At 64.5% G+C, this 19,609-nt stretch carries 21 protein-coding genes; 8 read left to right on the top strand and 13 right to left on the bottom strand.

Annotation, left to right across the window (positions count from 1 at the left end; translation table 11 throughout):
- Nucleotides 1-148: 148 nt before the first annotated feature.
- Together ilvC and EO99_RS0112110 are read right to left on the bottom strand one after the other, a co-directional pair.
- Nucleotides 149-1,168 (bottom strand): ketol-acid reductoisomerase, encoded by a 1,020-nt coding sequence (gene ilvC / locus EO99_RS0112115; RefSeq protein WP_029618907.1) that lies wholly within the window; start codon nt 1,166-1,168, stop codon nt 149-151.
- A 40-nt stretch (nt 1,169-1,208) separates the two neighbouring features.
- On the bottom strand, nt 1,209-1,847 hold the full coding sequence (locus tag EO99_RS0112110; RefSeq protein ID WP_051679823.1) for a TetR/AcrR family transcriptional regulator C-terminal domain-containing protein: 639 nt from the start codon (nt 1,845-1,847) through the stop codon (nt 1,209-1,211).
- 288 nt (nt 1,848-2,135) lie between these two features.
- Between EO99_RS0112110 and EO99_RS0112100 the strand changes: the two genes are divergently transcribed.
- A complete protein-coding gene (locus tag EO99_RS0112100; RefSeq protein ID WP_029618905.1) occupies nt 2,136-3,182 on the top strand; it encodes an NAD(P)-dependent alcohol dehydrogenase in 1,047 nt (348 codons plus the stop codon).
- Between the two features lie 57 nt (nt 3,183-3,239).
- Here EO99_RS0112100 and EO99_RS0112095 read toward each other — a convergent pair whose 3' ends face one another.
- On the bottom strand, nt 3,240-3,650 hold the full coding sequence (locus EO99_RS0112095) for a winged helix-turn-helix transcriptional regulator (RefSeq protein WP_029618904.1): 411 nt from the start codon (nt 3,648-3,650) through the stop codon (nt 3,240-3,242).
- Between the two features lie 131 nt (nt 3,651-3,781).
- On the opposite strand from EO99_RS0112095, the gene EO99_RS0112090 reads away from it, so the two are divergent.
- Nucleotides 3,782-4,663, top strand: coding sequence for an SDR family oxidoreductase (locus tag EO99_RS0112090; protein ID WP_029618903.1), 882 nt, complete (start codon nt 3,782-3,784; stop codon nt 4,661-4,663).
- Between the two features lie 36 nt (nt 4,664-4,699).
- Here EO99_RS0112090 and EO99_RS0112085 read toward each other — a convergent pair whose 3' ends face one another.
- Nucleotides 4,700-5,164 carry an Lrp/AsnC family transcriptional regulator gene (locus EO99_RS0112085; RefSeq protein ID WP_029618902.1) on the bottom strand — a complete coding sequence of 155 codons (465 nt, stop codon included), beginning with the start codon at nt 5,162-5,164 and terminating at the stop codon, nt 4,700-4,702.
- A 151-nt stretch (nt 5,165-5,315) separates the two neighbouring features.
- Between EO99_RS0112085 and EO99_RS0112080 the strand changes: the two genes are divergently transcribed.
- Nucleotides 5,316-6,032 carry an aspartate/glutamate racemase family protein gene (locus EO99_RS0112080; protein WP_029618901.1) on the top strand — a complete coding sequence of 239 codons (717 nt, stop codon included), beginning with the start codon at nt 5,316-5,318 and terminating at the stop codon, nt 6,030-6,032.
- A gap of 55 nt (nt 6,033-6,087) precedes the next feature.
- Nucleotides 6,088-7,038 carry a bifunctional helix-turn-helix transcriptional regulator/GNAT family N-acetyltransferase gene (locus EO99_RS0112075; protein ID WP_029618900.1) on the top strand — a complete coding sequence of 317 codons (951 nt, stop codon included), beginning with the start codon at nt 6,088-6,090 and terminating at the stop codon, nt 7,036-7,038.
- A gap of 8 nt (nt 7,039-7,046) precedes the next feature.
- On the opposite strand, the gene EO99_RS0112070 is transcribed toward EO99_RS0112075, so the two are convergent.
- The 6 genes from EO99_RS0112070 to EO99_RS0112045 form a co-directional block, all read right to left on the bottom strand.
- Nucleotides 7,047-7,799 (bottom strand): pyridoxine 5'-phosphate synthase, encoded by a 753-nt coding sequence (locus EO99_RS0112070; RefSeq protein WP_029618899.1) that lies wholly within the window; start codon nt 7,797-7,799, stop codon nt 7,047-7,049.
- Between the two features lie 113 nt (nt 7,800-7,912).
- Nucleotides 7,913-9,040, bottom strand: a complete 1,128-nt coding sequence (locus EO99_RS0112065; RefSeq protein WP_029618898.1) for an ATP-dependent DNA helicase — start codon at nt 9,038-9,040, stop codon at nt 7,913-7,915.
- A gap of 79 nt (nt 9,041-9,119) precedes the next feature.
- Nucleotides 9,120-9,491: a nitrile hydratase accessory protein gene (locus tag EO99_RS0112060; protein WP_029618897.1), complete on the bottom strand. Its 372-nt coding sequence runs from the start codon at nt 9,489-9,491 to the stop codon at nt 9,120-9,122.
- Entirely contained in the window at nt 9,478-10,137 is a 660-nt protein-coding gene (nthB, locus tag EO99_RS0112055) for a nitrile hydratase subunit beta (RefSeq protein WP_029618896.1), read from the bottom strand. The genes EO99_RS0112060 and nthB overlap by 14 nt, the downstream gene beginning before the upstream one ends.
- A complete protein-coding gene (gene nthA / locus EO99_RS0112050) occupies nt 10,134-10,775 on the bottom strand; it encodes a nitrile hydratase subunit alpha (RefSeq protein ID WP_029618895.1) in 642 nt (213 codons plus the stop codon). The genes nthB and nthA overlap by 4 nt, the downstream gene beginning before the upstream one ends.
- Before the next feature lie 11 nt (nt 10,776-10,786).
- The gene (locus tag EO99_RS0112045; RefSeq protein WP_029618894.1) at nt 10,787-11,380 is read right to left on the bottom strand and encodes a LysE family translocator; all 594 of its coding nucleotides are present in this window, start codon (nt 11,378-11,380) and stop codon (nt 10,787-10,789) included.
- A 157-nt stretch (nt 11,381-11,537) separates the two neighbouring features.
- Between EO99_RS0112045 and EO99_RS0112040 the strand changes: the two genes are divergently transcribed.
- Nucleotides 11,538-12,386 (top strand): aldo/keto reductase, encoded by an 849-nt coding sequence (locus EO99_RS0112040; protein ID WP_029618893.1) that lies wholly within the window; start codon nt 11,538-11,540, stop codon nt 12,384-12,386.
- Here the strand turns inward: EO99_RS0112040 and ilvN are convergent, their stop codons facing one another.
- Both ilvN and EO99_RS0112030 read right to left on the bottom strand, forming a co-directional pair.
- Nucleotides 12,387-12,959 (bottom strand): acetolactate synthase small subunit, encoded by a 573-nt coding sequence (ilvN, locus tag EO99_RS0112035; protein WP_029618892.1) that lies wholly within the window; start codon nt 12,957-12,959, stop codon nt 12,387-12,389. It lies immediately after the preceding gene.
- A gap of 44 nt (nt 12,960-13,003) precedes the next feature.
- Complete coding sequence (locus EO99_RS0112030) at nt 13,004-14,782, bottom strand: acetolactate synthase 3 large subunit (RefSeq protein ID WP_173425146.1); 1,779 nt, start codon at nt 14,780-14,782, stop codon at nt 13,004-13,006.
- A 369-nt stretch (nt 14,783-15,151) separates the two neighbouring features.
- On the opposite strand from EO99_RS0112030, the gene EO99_RS0112025 reads away from it, so the two are divergent.
- On the top strand, nt 15,152-17,242 hold the full coding sequence (locus EO99_RS0112025; RefSeq protein ID WP_029618890.1) for an ATP-binding protein: 2,091 nt from the start codon (nt 15,152-15,154) through the stop codon (nt 17,240-17,242).
- On the opposite strand, the gene miaA is transcribed toward EO99_RS0112025, so the two are convergent.
- Complete coding sequence (miaA, locus tag EO99_RS0112020; RefSeq protein WP_029618889.1) at nt 17,227-18,141, bottom strand: tRNA (adenosine(37)-N6)-dimethylallyltransferase MiaA; 915 nt, start codon at nt 18,139-18,141, stop codon at nt 17,227-17,229. The genes EO99_RS0112025 and miaA overlap by 16 nt on opposite strands.
- Here miaA and serB point away from each other — a divergent pair, their 5' ends adjacent.
- Together serB and EO99_RS0112010 are read left to right on the top strand one after the other, a co-directional pair.
- The gene (serB, locus tag EO99_RS0112015) at nt 18,142-19,032 is read left to right on the top strand and encodes a phosphoserine phosphatase SerB (protein WP_029618888.1); all 891 of its coding nucleotides are present in this window, start codon (nt 18,142-18,144) and stop codon (nt 19,030-19,032) included.
- Nucleotides 19,029-19,607, top strand: a complete 579-nt coding sequence (locus EO99_RS0112010; protein ID WP_029618887.1) for a GNAT family N-acetyltransferase — start codon at nt 19,029-19,031, stop codon at nt 19,605-19,607. Before serB ends, EO99_RS0112010 begins: the two co-directional genes overlap by 4 nt.
- Nucleotides 19,608-19,609 lie beyond the last annotated feature (2 nt).

Here is a 19,609-nt window from a genome sequence, read left to right as displayed (position 1 = left end):
AGCAATACTGACCTATCGAACTTCTTCAAATTTCTGTCTGCTCCGACTTCGTTTGAGATCGGCGCAGCGCTCACTTATGGCTGATGCAAAAGCGAACGCCGCGTCTTCCATCAGGAAAACGCGGCGCAACCATGTCTATTTGTAGTTGTTAGTTGACCGACTTGTCGACCAGCTTGTTCTTGCCGATCCAGGGCATCATGCCGCGCAGCTTTGCGCCGACTTCCTCGATCTGGTGGGCGTCGTTCATGCGGCGGATGCCCTTGAAGCGGGCGCCACCGGCACGGTATTCCTGCATCCAGTCAGAGGTGAACTTGCCGGTCTGGATGTCGGTGAGCACGCGCTTCATCTCGGCCTTGGTTTCCGCCGTGATGATGCGGGGACCGGAAACATATTCGCCCCATTCCGCCGTGTTGGAGATCGAGTAGTTCATGTTGGCGATGCCGCCTTCATAGATCAGGTCGACGATCAGCTTCACTTCGTGCAGGCACTCGAAATAGGCCATTTCCGGCGCATAGCCGGCCTCGACCAGCGTTTCGAAGCCAGCACGGATCAGCTCGACCAGACCGCCGCAGAGGACGACCTGCTCGCCGAACAGGTCGGTTTCGCATTCTTCGCGGAAATTGGTCTCGATGATGCCCGAACGGCCGCCGCCGACGCCGCAGGCGTAGGAGAGCGCGAGCTCAAGCGCGTTGCCAGAGGCGTTCTGGTGAACGGCAACCAGGCACGGCACGCCGCCACCCTTCTGGTATTCGCCGCGAACCGTGTGGCCCGGGCCCTTCGGCGCGATCATGACGATGTCGACGGAGGCCTTCGGCTCGATCAGGCCGAAGTGGATGTTGAGGCCGTGGGCGAAGGCAATCGCCACGCCGTCGCGGATGTTCGGAGCGATCTCGGACTTGTAGATGTCGGCCTGCAGTTCGTCGGGGGTCGCCATCATCATCAGGTCGGCCCAGCCGGCCGCTTCGGCAACGGTCATCACCTTGAAGCCGTCGGCTTCGGCCTTCTTGGCCGTCGGCGAGCCCGCCTTCAGCGCGATCGCCACGTTCTGTGCTCCGGAATCCTTCAGGTTCAGCGCATGCGCGCGCCCCTGGGAGCCGTAGCCGATGATGGCGACCTTCTTGGACTTGATCAGGTTGAGATCGGCATCGCGATCATAATATACGCGCATCGTTTGGTCCTTCCCTATGCGTTTTTGCTGTTGCTGGTCTTTAACGTCCCGAAGAGAGGCGCAGCGCCTCCCCCGATTCCTGTCGCACGCCGTAGAGCGCGAGAAAGGCGGACACCGCCCTCTCCGCCTGGCGCGCCGTGTCTTTCAGCCCCGGCTCTCCGAGCAGCATGCGGACATGCAGGTCGGAGACGGCAAGGCCGTAAAGCGTGTGATAGGCGGCATCCGCATCGTCGAAGCGCAAGAGGCCCGCGCGCTTTGCCGTATCCATCAGCGCGACCGCACGCCGGTCGATCTGCCGACGGCCGTGCTCCACCAGAAGCTTGCCGAGCTTCGACCCGTCGCGGCTCGACTGCCCGATCGCCAGACGGTTCAGCGCCAGCGAGATGTCGCCCGAAAGAACCTCGATCAGGTCGCGCGCGAAAGTCTCCAGATGCTCGCGCAGGTTTTCCGCCGTCAGGCGCTCCTTGCTCCGTTCCAGCGTGCGCACCTTGCTGGCCTGATGCGCGATCATCGCCGCCAGCAGCCCGTCCCGGTCGCCGAACCACTTGTAGAGGCTTTCCTTCGAGCAGTTGGCCGCCCGTGCCAGTCCCGACGTCGTCAGCGCCCTGTCGCCGCCTTCCACCAGCAGGCGAAGCGCCTGCTCCAGAACCTCGTTCTGTCGCGGTGTAAACTCCGGCATCTGGCTCGCGTCAGCGATCAAGGCAACCACTCCAACAAAGGTACCGTACGGTACGGTTCTTGATGCTGTTATGCTGAACCCGGTGTCCGCCGTCAAGCGGATTCTTGCGCCACGATCCCGAACGGGATCAGCGCGATGCGGCCGGCATCCGCCGGCTGCGCACCCGCGCTCGCAATCTCGGAGGATCGTGCAAGAACCAAGTTGCATCGAACTACCGCCCGGCAACTCTTCCGGTGCATAAGCGTTGTCTCACCGCCCTTCCCAACCATCAAAGAACGGAGCTGTCCCATGGCACTTGCACGAGGCTATGCCGCCACTGACGCGTCGAAACCGCTGGCACCCTTTACCTTCGAACGGCGCGAGCCGAACGCCGACGACGTGGCGATCTCGATCCAGTATTGCGGCGTCTGCCATTCCGACATCCACACCGTCCGCAACGAATGGAAGAACGCCGTCTATCCGATCGTCCCCGGCCATGAGATCGTCGGCGTCGTGACCGCCGTCGGTTCGGACGTCACCAAGTTCAAGGTCGGCGACAAGGTCGGCGTCGGCTGCTTCGTCGATAGCTGCGTCGGCTGCGCCAGCCGCGACCTCGACAACGAGCAGTACATGCCGGGTCTGGTGCAGACCTACAACAGCGTCGAAGCCGACGGGAAGACCGCCACGCAGGGCGGCTATTCCGACCACATCGTCGTCAAGGAAGGCTACGTCCTGTCGATCCCGGACAACCTGCCGCTCGATGCGACCGCGCCGCTGCTCTGCGCCGGCATCACGCTCTATTCGCCGCTTCGCCACTGGAACGCCGGCCCCGGCAAGAAGGTCGCGATCCTCGGCATGGGCGGCCTCGGCCACATGGGCGTCAAGATCGCTCATGCCATGGGCGCCGACGTCACCGTGCTCAGCCATTCGCTCTCCAAGAAGGAAGATGGCCTGAAGCTCGGCGCCGATCACTACTATGCGACGAGCGATGCTGAAACCTTCACCAAGCTCGCCGGGACGTTCGACCTGATCATCTGCACCGTCGGCGTTGCCATCGATTGGAACGCCTATCTCGGCCTCCTGAAGGTCGATGGCTCCATGGTCATCGTCGGCGCGCCGGAAGATGCCATTCCCGTCCACGCCTTCTCGCTGATCCCCGGCCGCCGCAGCCTCTCCGGCTCGATGATCGGCTCCATCAAGGAAACCCAGCAAATGCTGGATTTCTGCGGCAAGCACGACATCGTCTCCGAGATCGAGACGATTGGTATCCAGGAGATCAATGAAGCCTATGAGCGCGTCCTGAAGAGCGACGTCCGCTACCGCTTCGTCATCGACATGGCCTCGCTGGCCGCCTGATCCGGCACCCTGGTGACACCTTCCAGAGGGCGGCAGCATCTGCCGCCCTTTTTCAATTCAGGCAAGGCCCGCGTCGTCGAAGGAGCGCCTCGCTGCGCGAACCGCATCATGGTTCTCCGCCGCCCACGCCAGCACCTTGGACAGCGGCTCGAACAGCGAGCGCCCCAGCGGCGTCATCCGGTACTCGACGCTCGGCGGCTTGGTCGGAAACACTTCCCGCTCGATATAGCCGTCCCGCTGCAGATCGCGCAGCGTCTGCGTCAGCATGCGCTGCGAGATGTCCGGCACGAGACGCCTGAGCTCACCGAACCGATGCGGCTTTTCGGCCAGCGCCTCCAGAAGCAGCGTCGACCATTTTCCGGAAATCCGGTTCATCACATCGCGCACGGGGCAGTTGCCCGCATCCCAGGCGCTGCGATCGCAGTCGGCGGTCGCAGCCTTTACGGCTGAGCGGACGGCTTGGTCCATGGCAGGTGGTTCCCTCAAGGTAACGATCTCCCCGAAAACTGCCTCCTTTACAGCCGAAGATCAATTCCCTTTATAGTGCTGGTCTATTTTTGAGACTGACATCGTCACCGACCCCTGAATGGAGCCCACGCATGACCCGTCTGTTCGTTACCGGCGCCAGCGGCCATCTTGGCCGAGCCACTCTCCGACACCTGCTGGAGACACAGAAGATCGCGCCGTCCGACATTGTCGCCGGAAGCCGGGACCCATCAAAACTGGCAGAATTCTCCGAGCTCGGCGTCGAGACCCGCAAGGCCGATTTCGACGACAGGGACGGGCTGGTGCAGGCTTTCACCGGCATCGACCGCCTCCTTATCGTCTCGACGGACGAACTGGCGACGCCCGGAAAACGCCTCAAGCAGCATCGCAACGCAATCGAGGCTGCGGTTGCAGCCGGCGTCGGCCACGTCGTCTACACCTCCATGCCGAACCCCGACCGCTCGCTGGTGACCTTTGCTCCGGATCATCTCGGCACCGAGCAGGCCATCAAGGCGAGCGGCCTCCCCTACACGATCCTGCGCAACGCCTGGTATGCGGACAACCATCTGATGGCCATGCCGCACAACCTGCAGGCCGGCAGCTGGTACACGGCCATGGGCGACGGACGCGTGTCCAATATCTCCCGCGACGACTGCGCCCGCGCCGCCGCTGCAGCCCTCGCAAAGCCGCCTGCAGGCAATGCAACGCTCACTCTCACCGGTCCGGAGAGTTTTACTGCCTCCGAGATTGCCGCGATTGTATCCGCCGTTGCCGGCAAGCCGCTGCAGGTCGTTCCTGTCTCCGACGAACAATTGGCAGAAGGGATGACGGCCGCGGGTCTGCCCGGCTTCGTGGTCGCGATGCTGGTCTCGGCGGACGCCAACATCCGTGCCGGCAATTTCGACCTTGTCACCAACGATTTCCAGGCACTGACGGGTGCCACGCCACAGTCGCTGAGGGCGTTCTTCGAAGAGCATCGCGCGGTGCTCGCCTGATCTTCCCGGCGGGCGCCGTTCGTGGCGCCCGCATCCTCACACGGCATAATCCACCGGCAGCGTCTGGCCGCTCTTCAGCACCTCCATGGAGATGAAGGCCGAGACGTCGAAGAGTTCGATGCGCTTGACGAGGCGGCGATAGACGACGTCGTAGTGCTCGACCCGCGGCAGCACCACCTTCAGGATATAGTCGTAGCTGCCGGTCAGCCGGTGCGCCTCGACGATTTCACCGATGTCGCTGATCGCCCGCCGGAAATTTTCGATCCAGTCGTCGGAATGATGCGCCGTCTTGATCAGCGCAAACACCGTCGTCGGCACGCCGATGCGCTCCCGGTCGAGAACGGCGATGCGCCGCTGGATATAGCCGGCCTCCTCAAGCCGCTGAATGCGCCGCGAACAGGCCGAGGCCGAGAGCGACACCTGGTCGGCCACCTCCGCCACCGGAATGGCGGCATCCTTCTGCAGCAGTTCGAGGATTCGTCGATCACGCTCGTCCAGCATCGATTGTCTCCCAGTGTCTGCACACAACGTGCAGCATTCCTGCGATGCGCGCAATCAGAATGCAACGGGCGCGCTAATCGCCGCCGACATCGCACACTTCCACCGCCTGACGCGCCCTATCATCCTGCCACTCACCAGAGGGAGACCAGAGATGAAGACGATTGGCCTGATCGGCGGCATGAGCTTTGAGAGCACGGCGGTCTACTACCGCATGATCAACGAGATGGTACGTAAACGCATCGGAGGTCTCGCCTCCGCGGACGTACTCCTGCATTCGGTGAATTTTGCCGAGATCGTCGCCCTCCAGAAGGCCGGTCGCTGGGATCTCGCGGCCGAAGCCCTGACGACCAGCGCCCGCCGCCTGCGGGAGGCCGGCGCCGACTGCGTGCTGATCTGCACCAACACCATGCATCTGGTCGCGCCAGAGGTGGCCGGCGGAATCGACGTGCCGCTGATCCACATCATCGACGAAACCGCCAAGGCGCTGGCCGCCAAGGGCCTGAAGCGCCCGCTCCTGCTCGCCACCCGCTATACGATGGAGCATGGCTTCTATGCCGAGCGCATGCGCGAGGCCGGCATCGAGGTGATGGTCCCGGAAGCCGATGACCGCGGCGCCATGCACGACATCATCTTCGACGAACTCTGCGCCGGCGTCGTCCGGCCCGGCTCCCGCGAGCGCGCCATTGCCATGATCGAGGCGGCCAAACGCCAGGGCGCCGACAGCATCATCCTCGGCTGCACCGAGATCTGCCTTCTGCTGGACCCGCAAGACCTGCCGCTGCCAGGCATCGATTCCACTGCCGTCCATGCCTGCGCCGCAGTCGAGTTCGCGCTGGCAGAGACCGCCGCGGACCGCGTCGCCGCCTGATACTTGACTCAGTCAATATTTTATTGGATGGAGTCGACGAACGGAGGCTCCATCCATGCTCGACGATACGACCGCGGATACCATCCGCGCCTTCAACCGCTTCTACACCAACAAGCTTGGCCTGCTCGACAAGGGCTATCTCGAGACCCCCTATACGCTGACGGAAGGGCGCATCCTCTACGAGATGGGTGCCCGGCAGTCGGTCTCGGCCAGCGAACTCAACCGCGATCTCGGGCTCGATCCCGCCTACCTTAGCCGGATCGTGAAGAAGTTCCGCGAGGCCGGCTTCATCGACAGCACGTCCGATCCGTCCGACAAGCGCAGCCAGATCCTGCGTGTCACCGCGAAGGGACAGGAGGTCTGCGACATGCTGGGACAGCGCTCCCGCCAGCAGATCGCCGGTGATCTTGCAGGCGTCAACGAGGGCGACCGCGGCAGGCTGATCGAGGCTATGCGTACGATCCGGGCGATCCTCGACTCTTCGTCGCAACCGGCGAGCCCCGCCCCCGTGATCCTGCGCCCCTACCGGATCGGCGACATGGGCTGGCTCATCGAAAGCCAGGCGACGGCCTATGCCCGCGAATACGGGCTGAACGAGAAGTTCGAGGCATTGATCGCACAGGTCGCCGGCAAGTTCATCGCCGACTTCAACCCGCAGCGCGAACGAAGCTGGATCGCCGAACAGGGCGGCAAGCGGGTGGGCTCCGTGCTGGTCGCCGACGGCGGCGGAGACACCGCAAAGCTGCGCCTGCTCTATCTCGACCCGCAGGTGCGCGGGCTTGGCCTCGGCCGCACGCTGGTGGAGGAATGCATCCGCTTTTCGATCTCGGCCGGCTATGCCCGGCTCTCGCTCTGGACGAACGACATGCTGACGGCTGCCATCCGCATCTATGAGACCGCCGGCTTCAAGCTTGTCTCCGAGGAGAGACATGCCATGTTCGGGCCGGAATGCGTCGGCCAGACCTGGGAGCTCGATCTCTCCGAAGCTAAGCTTTCGACCCCCTAGACCGGCACCTAGACCGTCTGGCCGCAGGCGCGACGGAAGCGGCGCACGGTTTCCGCCATGCCGAACTCCAGCGCGTCCGCCGTCAGCCCGTGACCGATCGAGACTTCCGCAAGATCCGGAATCCGCTTGACCAGAAGCGGCAGGTTGGCGACGGTCAGATCATGTCCGGCATTGACGCCCATCCCTTCGGCGCGCGCCGCATCTGCCGTCTGGCCGAGCTTTTCGACCATCTCTGCCGCCCGTTCCGGCGCGTCGTAGCAGCCGCCATAGGGGCCGGTATAGAGTTCGATGCGATCGGCACCTGTCGCCTTTGCAAGCTTGACCGCCTCCACATCGCCATCGCCATCGGCAAACAGCGAGACACGCATGCCGCCCGCCTTCAGCCGCGCCACGATCGGCTTCAGCATCTCGCCATGAGCCCTGAAATCAAATCCATGGTCGGAAGTGGCCTGGCTCGGATCGTCCGGCACCAGCGTCACCTGCTCCGGCTGCGTCCGTTCGCAGAGCGCCAGAAAATCCTCGCTCGGATAGCCCTCGATGTTGAACTCGGCCTGCGGAAACTCGTCGTCGATCAGCGCCCGGATCACGGGCAGGTCGGAGAATCGGATGTGCCGCTGGTCCGGCCGCGGATGCACGGTCAGGCCGCTGGCGCCCGCCCGCAGCGCAATGCGCCCCAGATGCTCGAGGCTCGGCCACGGCAGGTCGCGGCGATTGCGCAGCATGGCGATGGCATTGATGTTGACCGAAAGCGTCGTGGGCATGGCGAAATCCACTTCAGAAGATGCGCTTCCTGCTTATGCCAAGCCGCCGCAGATGACCAATGGCTTTCGCAGATCCGGCCATTGAAACTTTTGATGAACCGCCACCGAAGGCCTTAGCGGACGATGGTGATCGTCTCGGCCGCCCGGGTGATCGCCGTATAGAGCCAGCGCTCGCGGGTATCGCGAAATGCCCAGCTCTCGTCAAACAGCACGACATTGTTCCACTGCGAACCCTGCGCCTTGTGGACGGTCAGCGCATAGCCGTAGTCGAACTCGTCGTAGCGCTTGCGCGTCGACCACGGGATCTCCCCCTCGACGTTCTCGAAGGACGCCTTGAGCAGCTTGATCTTGGCAGCGCCGCGATCCATGTCGTCGTCTTCCGGCCGGATCATCAGGTTGATCCCCGGCTTCACTGTCTCCTTGGACGAACTCATCACCTGCCACAGCGAGCCGTTCAGCAGACCCTTCACCTGGTCGTTGCGCAGGCACACCAGCTTGTCACCGGACTGCGGGTATTCGGTCGCAAAACCTTTAAGCTCTCGGAGCCGCTGGTTGTAGCGCTTGCGGGTCTTGTTGGTGCCGACCAGCACCTGGTCGGCCTCCAGCACCAGCTCCTGGCTGACGTCGCCGCGGGAGATCACCTGGGCGGTGCCATAGTCGCCGTGCATGATCTCCTTGCCTTCGCGCACGTTCATCGCCAGCTGGATGATCGGATTGTCGCGGGCCTGGCGATGGATGTCGGTCAGCAGGTAGTCGGGCTCCTGCTCGGTGAAGAAGCCGCCGCCGGACACGGGCGGCAGCTGCCCCGGATCGCCGAGCACGAGGATCGGCGTTCCGAAGCTCATCAGGTCGCGACCGAGCTGCTCGTCCACCATCGAGCATTCGTCGATGACGATCAGCGGCGCCTTGGCGAGCGGGCTCTGCCGGTTGATGGAGAACATCGGCGACACGGAGGTCTTGCCGGTCTCCTCGTCGGACACCTCTTCCTCCCCGCGCGGCCGGTAGATCAGCGAATGAATTGTGCGGGCGTTCTTGGCACCGCGCGATCGCAGCACCTGCGCCGCCTTGCCGGTGAAGGCGGCAAACAGCACCTCGCCGTCGACGTTCTCGGCAAAATGCTTGGCCAGCGTCGTCTTGCCGGTACCGGCATAGCCGAACAGCCGAAAGACCGGGCTGCGGCCTTCCTTCAGCCAGCGCGAAACGGCTTTGAGAGCCTCGTCCTGTTGCGGTGCAAATTGCATGGCTGCGACATGGCAGGATTCTGGAGCTCACCGCAACCGAAAAGAACGAAAGAGGATCAAAAGGGCCGGCAAACCGTGGTCAGCGCTCCGGATCGTTCGCCAGCTCGATCGGCTGCGCGTGCGGCGTCGCCTCCGCCGCCCGCTGCCAGCTGCGCTGCAGGCCGAGGATCTGTTCGGCATCGGCAATGCCCTTGGCCGCAAGCAGCGCTGAAAGCGCCTCCACCCAGCAGTCGAAATAGTCGCTGCCGTCCTCGGCCCGGCCCGGTCGATGCACTTCGGCGGACAATGCCGCGGCCCATTCCGTCCAGGAGAAGACGCCCCGCGCATGCAGATGCACCGTCATCGCAAAGGCTTCCGCCGCCCAGGGCTCCGGAAACACCGGATCTCCCTCCGAGGACATCGGCAATCCCAGCGACCGGGCGAGTGGCGATCCGGTCTCACCGGCGCTCAAGATAGCTCTCCCAGGCATCGATCGAGACCGTCAGCGTCGCATCGGCGCCCTCGCCCCAGATCTCGTCCCCGTCGAAGACGACAGTATAGAGCCATTGCGGATGCTCGCCGCGGCCATGGGCATTGTCGTCAGCAAAGACGAAGGAGCCCTGCACCGCCTCTATCACGCCCGCCTTGGCCCGCGCATAGCGCGGCAGCCGCGTGTGCGTCTCCGGATTGAAGTTCTTCGTCCGCACGCGGTCGCCGACGGCAAAGCGCGGCGCCGTCTCGACGGGCCGATCGCAGGGCCCGCCGCGTGCCAGCACGCCCGCCACCATATCCGCGGTCAGCACCCGCTTCGGCGTCGCCGGCGGCCGCAGCATCCGCCCCGCCTCGATCTCGTCCTGGCCCGCGAACCCGTGCCGCTCCAGCAGCACCTCCAGCGCCCGGATCCAGATCTCGTAGTAGCTCGCGGAAAGATAATTGGCCGGCGGAATGGTTTCCCGCGCATGCCGGCTCTCGTCGATGGTCCAGGCGCCGAAGGCACCGCAGGACAGCGTCAGCCCAAGCGCCCGCTTCTCCCATTCTGCGTGGAAATAAGGCTCATGCGGCTCCGGCGCCACTGGCCCGAAACCCATCTGGCCGCCGAGATCGTGCGGGCCGTTCATCGCGCACCCTCCGGCGCCAAGGCGAGCCCCGTGCCGATCATCGAATCGCGCGTCACGAGATCCGCCAGTTCGGCTTCGCCCATCCCGTCCGTCCCGGAGGGTCGCTGCGGCACCACGAGATAGCGAAGTTCCGCCGTCGAATCCCACACCCGGATCTTCTGCTCCGGCGCCAGCGTGACGCCGAATTCCGCCAGCACGCCGCGCGGATCGATGACGGCGCGCGAGCGATAGGCCGGCGCCTTGTACCAGACGGGCGGCAGCCCGAGCACGGACCAGGGATAGCAGGAGCAGAGCGTGCAGACGACGAGGTTGTGGGTCTCCGCCGTATTGAAGACCGCGCGCATGTGCTCGCCCTGCCGGCCGGTGAAGCCGAGGCTCGCGATCGCCGCCGTCGCATCCCGTTGCAGCCACTCGGCAAAATCCGGATCGCTCCAGGCCTTCGCCACCACGCGGGCGCCGTTGCGCGGCCCGACCTTCGTCTCATAGGTCTCGACGATGGCATCGATGGCAGCCGGATCGACCAGCCCCTTCTCCATCAGGACGGTTTCGAGCGCCCGCACCCGCGCCTGCATGTCGCTGTAGCGGTTGTCGTGGTGATGATGATGATCGTCGTGGGCGTCGTGGTGGTGGTCGTCCATCGGTTCTTCCTTTACTTCAGCATCGGCCACAGGCTGATGACGAGCAGGACTGCCATGGTGATGTTGAACCATTTCAGCCGCACCGGCACCGACAGCCACTCGCGCAGGGCAGAGCCGAAGCCGGCCCAGGAGGAAACACTCGGCACGTTGACGAGCGCGAAAGCGAAGCCGACCAGCAGCACCGTCGGCACATAGGAGGCTGGATTGGTATAGGTCGCCATCGCCGTCACCGCCATCACCCAGGCCTTTGGGTTGACCCACTGGAAGGCGGCAGCCCCCAGGAACGTCATCGGCTTGGCGCCGGCCTTGCCTTCCGACAGGCTACGCGAGGTGCCGATCTTCCAGGCGATGAAGAGCAGATAGGCGCCGCCGGCAAATTTCAGCACCGTATAGGCGACCGGCACCGCCTGCATCAGCGCGCCGAGCCCCAGTCCCACGCCGATCAGCAGCGAAAAGAAACCGACGCCGATGCCGAGCATGTGCGGAATGGTCCGGCGGAAACCGAAGTTCACGCCCGATGCGAACAGCATCATGTTGTTGGGGCCTGGTGTGATCGAGGTCGTGAAGGCGAACAGGACCAGGGCCAGAAAGGTTTCCAGCGGCATGACTTCTCCAGACGCCAAGGGGTCCCAGGTGGTGCGGCCATCTCGTTCAGCGGATCGCCTGCAGTGGGTTTAGGCGCATTCGCAAGCCGCTTCAAGCGGGCTTGGCAGCAGAGCGGTACGCCTTATCTATGGCTTATCGAGAAGGAGCGACCCCATCATGATCGACGACACCCTGCCCACCGTCACCCTGTCTTCCGGCGCAACCGTCCCGGCGCTCGGCCTCGGCACCTGGCACATGGGCGAGGACCCGGCGCAGGCGGCCCAGGAAGTCGCGGCGCTCCAGGCGGGCCTGGATCTCGGCCTGACGCTTGTGGACACCGCGGAGATGTATGCCGAGGGCGGCGCCGAGGAGATTGTCGGCGAGGCGATCGACGGCCGCCGCGACGAGGTCTTCCTCGTCAGCAAGGTCTATCCGTGGAATGCCAGCCACGAGGGCACCATCGCCGCCTGCGAGCGGAGCCTCGAGCGCCTGCGCACCGACCGGCTCGATCTCTACCTCCTCCACTGGCGCGGCGAACATCCCCTCGCCGAAACCGTGGGCGCCCTCGAGGAACTCCGCAGTCAGGGGAAAATCGGCGCCTGGGGCGTCTCCAATTTCGACGTAGACGACATGGAAGAGCTCATGGATGTGCCGGGCGGCGAGAACTGCACCGTCAACCAGGTGCTCTACAATCTCTCGCGGCGCGGCGTCGAATACGATCTGCTGCCCTGGTGCCAGGAGCGCGGCATCGCCGTCATGGCCTATTCGCCGATCGAACAGGGACGGCTGATCCACAGCGAGGCGCTGGCGAGAATCGCCAAGGCCTATCAGGCAACCCCGGCGCAGGTGGCCCTGGCCTTCCTGCTGGAGCGGGAGGGCGTCATCGCCATCCCGAAATCCGCCAACACCAGCCGGGTCGCGGAAAACTGCGAGGCGGCGCGCCTGGAGCTGACGGAGGAGGATCTGCAGGCGCTCGACGCCGCCTTCCCGCCGCCGGCAAAGAAGACGCCGCTCGCCATGCTCTGATCACATCCCCTGGGGCCCGCGGTTCATCGCGGCAATGCCGGTGCGGCAGATCTCGATCAGTCCGAGCGGCTTCAGGATGGCCACGAACTGGTCGATCTTCGACGACTTGCCTGTCATTTCGAGGATGAAATGCTCCACCGTCGCGTCCACCACCTTGGCGTGGAAGGCATCGGCAAGGCGCAGCGTCTCGGCGCGGTGTTCGCCCGATCCGACCACCTTGATGAGCGCCACCTCCCGTTCGATCGGCCGCTCCTGGCCGAGGCTCTGGGCCCGAACCGTCAGGTCGACCACCCGGTGCACCGGCACGATGCGCTCCAGCTGCGCCTTGATCTGCTCCAGCACCGCCGGCGTTCCGCGCGTCACGATGGTGATCCGCGACAGATGAGCCTCATGCTCCGTCTCAGAGACCGTCAGGCTCTCGATGTTGTAGCCGCGGCCGGAAAACAGGCCGATGACGCGGGCCAGCACGCCCGGCTCGTTGCTGACGAGGACGGAGAGCGTGTGGTTCTCCGCCTTGGCGGTCTCCGGCGCGATGAAATAGGCGGATCCGGTCGGTTGTTGATGCGCATTCATGATCTTGCGTCCATTCTATGAGAAATCGCTTTAGAAGACAGCGCTCAAACGAGCTGCCGTCCCTTGGCATCGATGGCATTGGCGACCGCGTCGTCTGTGGCCTCGTCCGGCAGCAGCATCTCGTTGTGCGCCTTGCCCGACGGGATCATCGGGAAGCAGTTGGCGAGGTTGGCGACGCGGCAGTCGAAGATCACCGGCTTCTTGACCGCGATCATCTCCTCGATCTTTCCGTCCAGCTCCTTCGGGTCGTCGCAATACATGCCGATGGCGCCATAGGCTTCCGCCAGCTTGACGAAGTCCGGCATCGCCTCGGTGTAGGAGTTCGACAGCCGGTTGCCGTGCAGGAGCTGCTGCCACTGGCGCACCATGCCCATGTACTGGTTGTTGAGGATGAAGATCTTGACCGGCAGGTTATGCTGGATGGCGCAGGACATTTCCTGGATGCACATCTGGATCGAGGCGTCGCCGGCGATGTCGATGACCAGCGCATCCGGATGCGCGACCTGCACGCCGATCGCCGCCGGCAGGCCGTAGCCCATCGTGCCGAGACCGCCCGAGGTCATCCAGTGGTGCGGCTCCTCGAAACCGAAGAACTGGGCTGCCCACATCTGGTGCTGGCCGACTTCCGTGGTGATATAGGTGTCCCTGCCCTTCGACAGCTCGTAGAGCCGCTGGATGGCGTATTGCGGCATGATGACGTCGTTCGACATCTTGTAGGCGAACGAGTTGCGGCCGCGCCAGCGGGCGATGCCCTCGTGCCAGTCCTGGGTCTGGCTCTTTTCCGGCTTCTTGGGCAGTGCCCGCCACAGGCGAACCATGTCCTCCAGCACCCGGCCGACATCGCCGAGGATCGGCACGTCGACGCGGACGTTCTTGTTGATCGACGACGGGTCGATGTCGATGTGGATCTTGCGCGAGTTCGGCGAGAACGCGTTCAGTCGCCCGGTGATGCGGTCGTCGAAGCGTGCGCCGATGCAGACCATGACGTCGCAGTCATGCATGGCCATGTTGGCCTCGTACGATCCGTGCATGCCAAGCATTCCGAGCCAGTTCTTGCCCGATGCCGGATAGGCGCCCAGCCCCATCAGCGTCGAGGTGACGGGAAAATCCGTCAGTTCGACCAGTTCGCGCAGCAGGCGGGTGGCTTCCGGACCCGAATTGATGACACCGCCGCCGGTGTAGAGAATCGGACGGCGCGCGCCGGCCATCAGCTCGACGGCCGCCTGGATGGCCGTGAGGTCGCCCTGCAGCTTCGGCTTGTAGCTGCTGTTGGCCGGCGTCTCGCCCGGCGGCGTATAGGTGCCGGTCGCGAACTGGACGTCCTTCGGGATGTCGACGACGACTGGGCCCGGACGGCCGGCCTGGGCGATCCGGAAGGCCTCATGGATGACGGCCGCCAGATCATTGACGTCCTTGACCAGCCAGTTGTGCTTGGTGCAGGGGCGCGTGATGCCGACGGTATCGCACTCCTGGAAGGCGTCCGAACCGATCAGCGTCGTCGGCACCTGGCCGGTCAGACACACCAGCGGGATCGAATCCATCAGCGCATCCTGCAGCGGCGTCACCGCATTCGTGGCGCCCGGACCGGAGGTGACCAGCATGACGCCGACCTTGCCGGTGGAGCGGGCATAGCCCTCGGCCGCATGGCCCGCACCCTGCTCGTGGCGCACGAGGATGTGCTGGATGTCGTCCTGCTGGAAGATCTCGTCGTAGATCGGGAGCACCGCCCCGCCGGGATAGCCGAAGATATGCTCCACGCCATTGTCTTTCAGCGCCCTCAGAACGATCTCCGCGCCGGTCATCTGATTGTTGCTATCCGTCATGTCCTGGTCCATTTGCTGCTGTCTGCTGGATGGTCTTGCTGTGCTTCGGGCATAAAAAAAGGCCCCTTGAGGAGCCTGTCTTTCCGCGCATGGGTGGCTAACGCCGGATGGTCAATCCATCCTGCCCATGCGCGTTCCCACCACGATAAGTGCGTTTGCAATGTTCATGGTGGCAAGTGTTAGACAGATAATTGCTGTGCGTCAACGCGAGACGCACTAAAAATTACGCCCGGGTTGCCCGGCGGCGGCCGTCGAGTCTCAGCTTTTGCTAAACTACTTGTTAAGCCAGGTGAATTAAGTTGCCGATTAAATCTGCATGCCGGCGGTTGGCCCACATACCATTCCGTCACCCAATGATCGGGAGACGTTTTGCTCAACAACGATTTGCACCGTTCCGTATCCGCTGGGGAACATGATCGCCGCAACTCCCAGAGTGCCGGCAACCGAATGCTGGGACGCGTCGTTGCTTGCAATGGCGCCCATGCCACGATCGCCGCGACTGCCGAACTCGGCGAAACCGACCTCACCGAACTCTGGTCCGTCGGCAGGCTCATCTCCATCAACGTCGGCCGCAACCGGGTCGTGGCTCTGGCCTATTCGATGAGCACGGAAAAGAAGACCTGGGGCGAAGGCGAAGACAACAGCTTCCAGATCGAAGCGGAGCTTCTGGGAGAGGTCCGCGTCGGCGAGGATGGCCGCGAAGAGTTTTCCGGCGGCATCTCGCGCTATCCCTATCTCGGCGCCGTCGCCCACCGCATCCGCGCCTCCGATCTCTTGCGCATCTACGACACCGGCAAGGATGATACCTGCGTCATCGGCAAGCTGACGCAGGACGAGACGATCGACGCGGCAATCCATATTCCGTCCATGCTGTCGAAGCATTTCGCCATCGTCGGCTCCACCGGCGTCGGCAAGTCGACGGCCGTGTCGCTGCTGCTGCACAAGGCGATCGAATCCGATCCGAAGCTTCGGGTCCTGATTCTCGATCCGCACAACGAATTTGCGGCAGCCTTTCCCGAGCATGCCGTCGTCATCGATACCGACACGCTCGACCTGCCCTTCTGGCTGATGAAGCTTGAGGAATTCGCGGAAGTCCTCTTCCGTGGCCGCCCGCCGATCGCCGAAGAGCTCGACATTCTCCGGGACCTCATCCCCGAAGCCAAGCGCGCCTTCCGCGGCGGCGATTCCGCCCTGATGCGCCGTGCCACCGAAAAGAGCTCGATCACCGCCGACACGCCGGTTCCCTATCGCATGGCCGACCTGCTGGCGCTGATCGACGAGCGCATCGGCCGCCTCGAGGGACGCGGCGAAAAACCTCTCCTGCGAACGCTGAAGATGCGCGTGATCTCGGCGATCAACGATCCGCGCTATCACTTCATGTTCTCCAACAACACGATCCAGGATACGATCATGGAGGCGATCGCGCATATCTTCCGCATTCCCGGCGGAGACAGGCCGATATCCACCTTCCAGCTGGCGGGAATTCCGTCCGAAGTCGTCAATTCGGTCGCCTCCATCCTGTGCCGCATGGCCTTCGAGCTGGCGCTCTGGAGCAATGGCGCGATCCACATGCTGGTCGTCTGCGAGGAAGCACACCGCTATGTCCCGGCCGATCCGGAACGCGGCTTCTTCCCGACCCGCCAGGCGATCGCCCGCATTGCCAAGGAAGGCCGCAAGTACGGCGTGTCGCTCGGGGTGATCACGCAGCGTCCGGGAGAGCTCGACCAGACGATCCTCTCACAGTGCTCGACCATCTTCGCCATGCGTCTCTCCAACGATCGGGATCAGGACATCATCCGCTCGGCGATCCCCAATTCGTCGATCTCGACGACCAGCTTCCTCTCCTCGATCGGCAACGGCGAAGCGATCGCCTTCGGCGAGGCGATCTCCGTGCCCATGCGCATGCGCTTTGCCCGCGTCGAGCAGAAATATGTGCCGAAAGCCAACGGCGTGGCCAACAAGGGAACGGAAGACACCCCCGACACGGTCGACCTGCGCACCGTGGTGGCGCGCATGCGCTCCGTAAACGGACCCGACATCCAGGCCTTCAAGCAGAGTTTCGACCGCTACGACGACAGCGAGGATTGCCCGGACACCGTGCCGCCGCCAGCGCCGGCAGCGTCCTCCGATGGCACCGATCTGGACCGCTGGGCGCAGACGGTCAACAGCGCCCAGGAGCGCCGTCGCCCGCCTTCGGAGACGGGAGCAAGCCCGGAACCCTATCGGCCCGACATGCTGCCGCAGGCGCGGACGCCAGCCCCTCTTCCACGTCCGGCTCCGCGGTTCGATCGTCCGGCCGCAAGCCTGCCCGGCGAGGAGCTTCCGGACCGGACGCAGAGCGGCTACAGGCCGTTTGGCGGCGAGAGCGGCCCGCGGCCGCCCCAGCCCCCGCGGCGCGAGGGGTCGCTGCGCGACAGCCTCCTGAGGAAGCCGCTCGGCGGCCTTTACGACAAGGACTGAGGATCGGCAGGGTCGATCCTCTTCCAGCTCTCGTTCATCTGGTTGCGAAACCACGTCATCTGCCGCTTGGCATATTGGCGGGTGAGCGCCGAGGACCGTTCAACGACCTCCTGCGCGCTCATCCTGTCTTCCAGCATGTCGGCGATCTGCGCCACGCCGATCGCCCGCATCGCCGGCACGTCCGGATCCGGATGCAGCGCCAGCAGCGCCGTGACCTCGTCCACGGCACCCGCTTCGAACATCTCTCCGAACCGCCTGTCGATCCGCTCCCGCAGGACGGCCCGGTCCGGCAGCACCACGATTTTCAGGGCGCGCTCCGGATCGACGATCATGGGGCCGCGCTTCTCCTGGAAGTCCGCGATGGATTTCCCGGTCACCTCCAGCACCTCCAGCGCCCGGATGATCCTCTGCCCGTCCATCGGCTCCAGCATCGCCGCCATGGCCCGGTCGCGACCTGAAAGCTCCTGGTGCAATGCCTCCGGTCCCTCGTCCTTCAGGCGCGCGCGCAGCCGAAGGCGGACGTCGGCGGGGATCTCCGGCATGTCGGACAACCCGCCGGTGAGAGCCTTGAAGTAGAGCCCGGTTCCGCCCACGAAGATCGGCAGCCGCCCCTCCGCCTGCAGGCGCGGCAGAAGTGCCGCCACGTCGCGCAGCCATTCCCCCGTCGAATAAGCCCGGGTCGCCGCCACCGTGCCGTAGAGATGATGCGGCACGCCCGCCATCTCCTCGTCAGAGGGACGCGCCGTCAGTACCCGCAGCGTGTCGTAGACCTGCATGCTGTCGGCGTTGATCACGGCGCCGCGGCTCTCCCGCGCAAGCCGCAGCGCCAGTGCCGACTTGCCGCTGGCGGTCGGTCCCGTTATCAGGATCGCATCATATTGTTTTGCAAGGTCGCTCATATGGCTTTCGTTGCCACGCTCATCGCCCATCCGTCAAACCCTGTCCTCGCGTCGTCGGTCGGAGAAGCCGCCGCGGCGGCCGTCGAGGCGAGCGGTCTCTACTGGCTGGCCGATGGCATCGCCTGCGATATCGTGCTGCGCGACGGCGCCGACCTCACCGCGGCGGAGGTCGCATTGCGCGCCGCCACCCTCGGCCTGCCCGTCGATCTCGTCATCCAGGACGCCGACACCCGTCGCAAGAAATTCCTGATCGCCGACATGGATTCCACCATGATCGGCCAGGAATGCATCGACGAACTCGCCGACGTCGTCGGCCTCAAGGACCGGGTGGCGACCATCACCGCCCGTGCCATGAACGGCGAGATCGCCTTCGAGCCCGCCCTTCGCGAGCGCGTCGCACTCCTCAAGGGCCTGCCGCTGTCCGTGGTCGACGACGTGATCGCAAAGCGCATCACGCTCACCTCCGGCGGCCCCGAGCTGGTGGCCACGATGCGGGCGAAGGGCTTCTACACCGCCCTCGTCTCCGGCGGCTTCACCGTCTTCACCGATCCGATCGCCGCCCGTCTCGGCTTCGACGAGAACCGCGCCAACATTCTCCAGGCCGATGACGGCATCCTCACCGGCGAGGTCGCCGAACCCATCCTCGGCAAGCAGGCCAAGGTCGATGCGGTCGTCGACATCTGCGCAAAACTCGGCATCGCCTCGGACGACGTGATTGCCGTCGGCGATGGCGCCAACGATCTTGGCATGATCAAGCTCGCCGGCACGGGTGTTGCCCTGCATGCCAAGCCCGCGGTGGCGGCCGAGGCCCGCGTGCGGATCGACCACGGCGACCTGACCGCCCTCCTCTACCTCCAGGGCTACCGCAAATCGGACTTCGTCACCCCATGAACCTCGCCGGCCGGCCCGCGATCATCCTGGAGACGGACCGCCTGCTGGTCCGCAGCTGGATCGAGACGGACCGCAACCTCTTCCGCGAGATCAACGCCGATGCCAAGGTGATGGAATTCTTCGCCTTCCGCCGCAGTCACGAGGAGGCGGACGCCCTCCTCGACAAGGTTAACGGCTCGATCGAGGATACCGGCTTAGGTTTCTATGCGCTGGAGCTGAAGGCGACGGCAGAGCCGATCGGCTTCTGCGGCCTGTCGCTGGCGAACCTGCCGGACATCTTCCCGGTCGAGACGGTGGAGATCGGCTGGCGTCTTGCCACCCGCTTCTGGGGCCACGGCTACGTCACGGAGGCGGCCCGCGCGCTGCTCGACTTTGCTTTTGTGGAAAAGCGCATGGCCGCCGTGCTCGCCTTTGCGGTGGCGGCCAACCACCGCTCCACCGGTGTCATGGAGCGCATCGGCATGAGCCGCTGCCCGCAGATGGACTTCGACCATCCGCGGGTCCCCGAAAGCCATCCGCAGCTCAGGCGCCACGTCGTCTATGCGGCCGTGTCAGAGGCTATGAAGCCCGCCTGACC

This window comes from Pseudorhizobium marinum (genome assembly GCF_000705355.1).
Classification (GTDB): Bacteria; Pseudomonadota; Alphaproteobacteria; order Rhizobiales; family Rhizobiaceae; genus Neorhizobium; species Neorhizobium pelagicum.
Note: the sequence above shows the minus strand (reverse complement) of the source record. Positions and strands in the feature narration are given on the sequence as shown.

Bases quoted from the DNA above. Each gene is read 5' to 3' on its own strand.
- ilvC (WP_029618907.1), bottom strand. From the start codon at position 1,168: ATGCGCGTATATTATGATCGCGATGCCGATCTCAACCTGATCAAGTCC.
- EO99_RS0112110 (WP_051679823.1), bottom strand. From the start codon at position 1,847: ATGCCGGAGTTTACACCGCGACAGAACGAGGTTCTGGAGCAGGCGCTT.
- EO99_RS0112100 (WP_029618905.1), top strand. From the start codon at position 2,136: ATGGCACTTGCACGAGGCTATGCCGCCACTGACGCGTCGAAACCGCTG.
- EO99_RS0112095 (WP_029618904.1), bottom strand. From the start codon at position 3,650: ATGGACCAAGCCGTCCGCTCAGCCGTAAAGGCTGCGACCGCCGACTGC.
- EO99_RS0112090 (WP_029618903.1), top strand. From the start codon at position 3,782: ATGACCCGTCTGTTCGTTACCGGCGCCAGCGGCCATCTTGGCCGAGCC.
- EO99_RS0112085 (WP_029618902.1), bottom strand. From the start codon at position 5,164: ATGCTGGACGAGCGTGATCGACGAATCCTCGAACTGCTGCAGAAGGAT.
- EO99_RS0112080 (WP_029618901.1), top strand. From the start codon at position 5,316: ATGAAGACGATTGGCCTGATCGGCGGCATGAGCTTTGAGAGCACGGCG.
- EO99_RS0112075 (WP_029618900.1), top strand. From the start codon at position 6,088: ATGCTCGACGATACGACCGCGGATACCATCCGCGCCTTCAACCGCTTC.
- EO99_RS0112070 (WP_029618899.1), bottom strand. From the start codon at position 7,799: ATGCCCACGACGCTTTCGGTCAACATCAATGCCATCGCCATGCTGCGC.
- EO99_RS0112065 (WP_029618898.1), bottom strand. From the start codon at position 9,040: ATGCAATTTGCACCGCAACAGGACGAGGCTCTCAAAGCCGTTTCGCGC.
- nthB (WP_029618896.1), bottom strand. From the start codon at position 10,137: ATGAACGGCCCGCACGATCTCGGCGGCCAGATGGGTTTCGGGCCAGTG.
- nthA (WP_029618895.1), bottom strand. From the start codon at position 10,775: ATGGACGACCACCACCACGACGCCCACGACGATCATCATCATCACCAC.
- EO99_RS0112045 (WP_029618894.1), bottom strand. From the start codon at position 11,380: ATGCCGCTGGAAACCTTTCTGGCCCTGGTCCTGTTCGCCTTCACGACC.
- EO99_RS0112040 (WP_029618893.1), top strand. From the start codon at position 11,538: ATGATCGACGACACCCTGCCCACCGTCACCCTGTCTTCCGGCGCAACC.
- ilvN (WP_029618892.1), bottom strand. From the start codon at position 12,959: ATGAATGCGCATCAACAACCGACCGGATCCGCCTATTTCATCGCGCCG.
- EO99_RS0112030 (WP_173425146.1), bottom strand. From the start codon at position 14,782: ATGACGGATAGCAACAATCAGATGACCGGCGCGGAGATCGTTCTGAGG.
- miaA (WP_029618889.1), bottom strand. From the start codon at position 18,141: ATGAGCGACCTTGCAAAACAATATGATGCGATCCTGATAACGGGACCG.
- serB (WP_029618888.1), top strand. From the start codon at position 18,142: ATGGCTTTCGTTGCCACGCTCATCGCCCATCCGTCAAACCCTGTCCTC.
- EO99_RS0112010 (WP_029618887.1), top strand. From the start codon at position 19,029: ATGAACCTCGCCGGCCGGCCCGCGATCATCCTGGAGACGGACCGCCTG.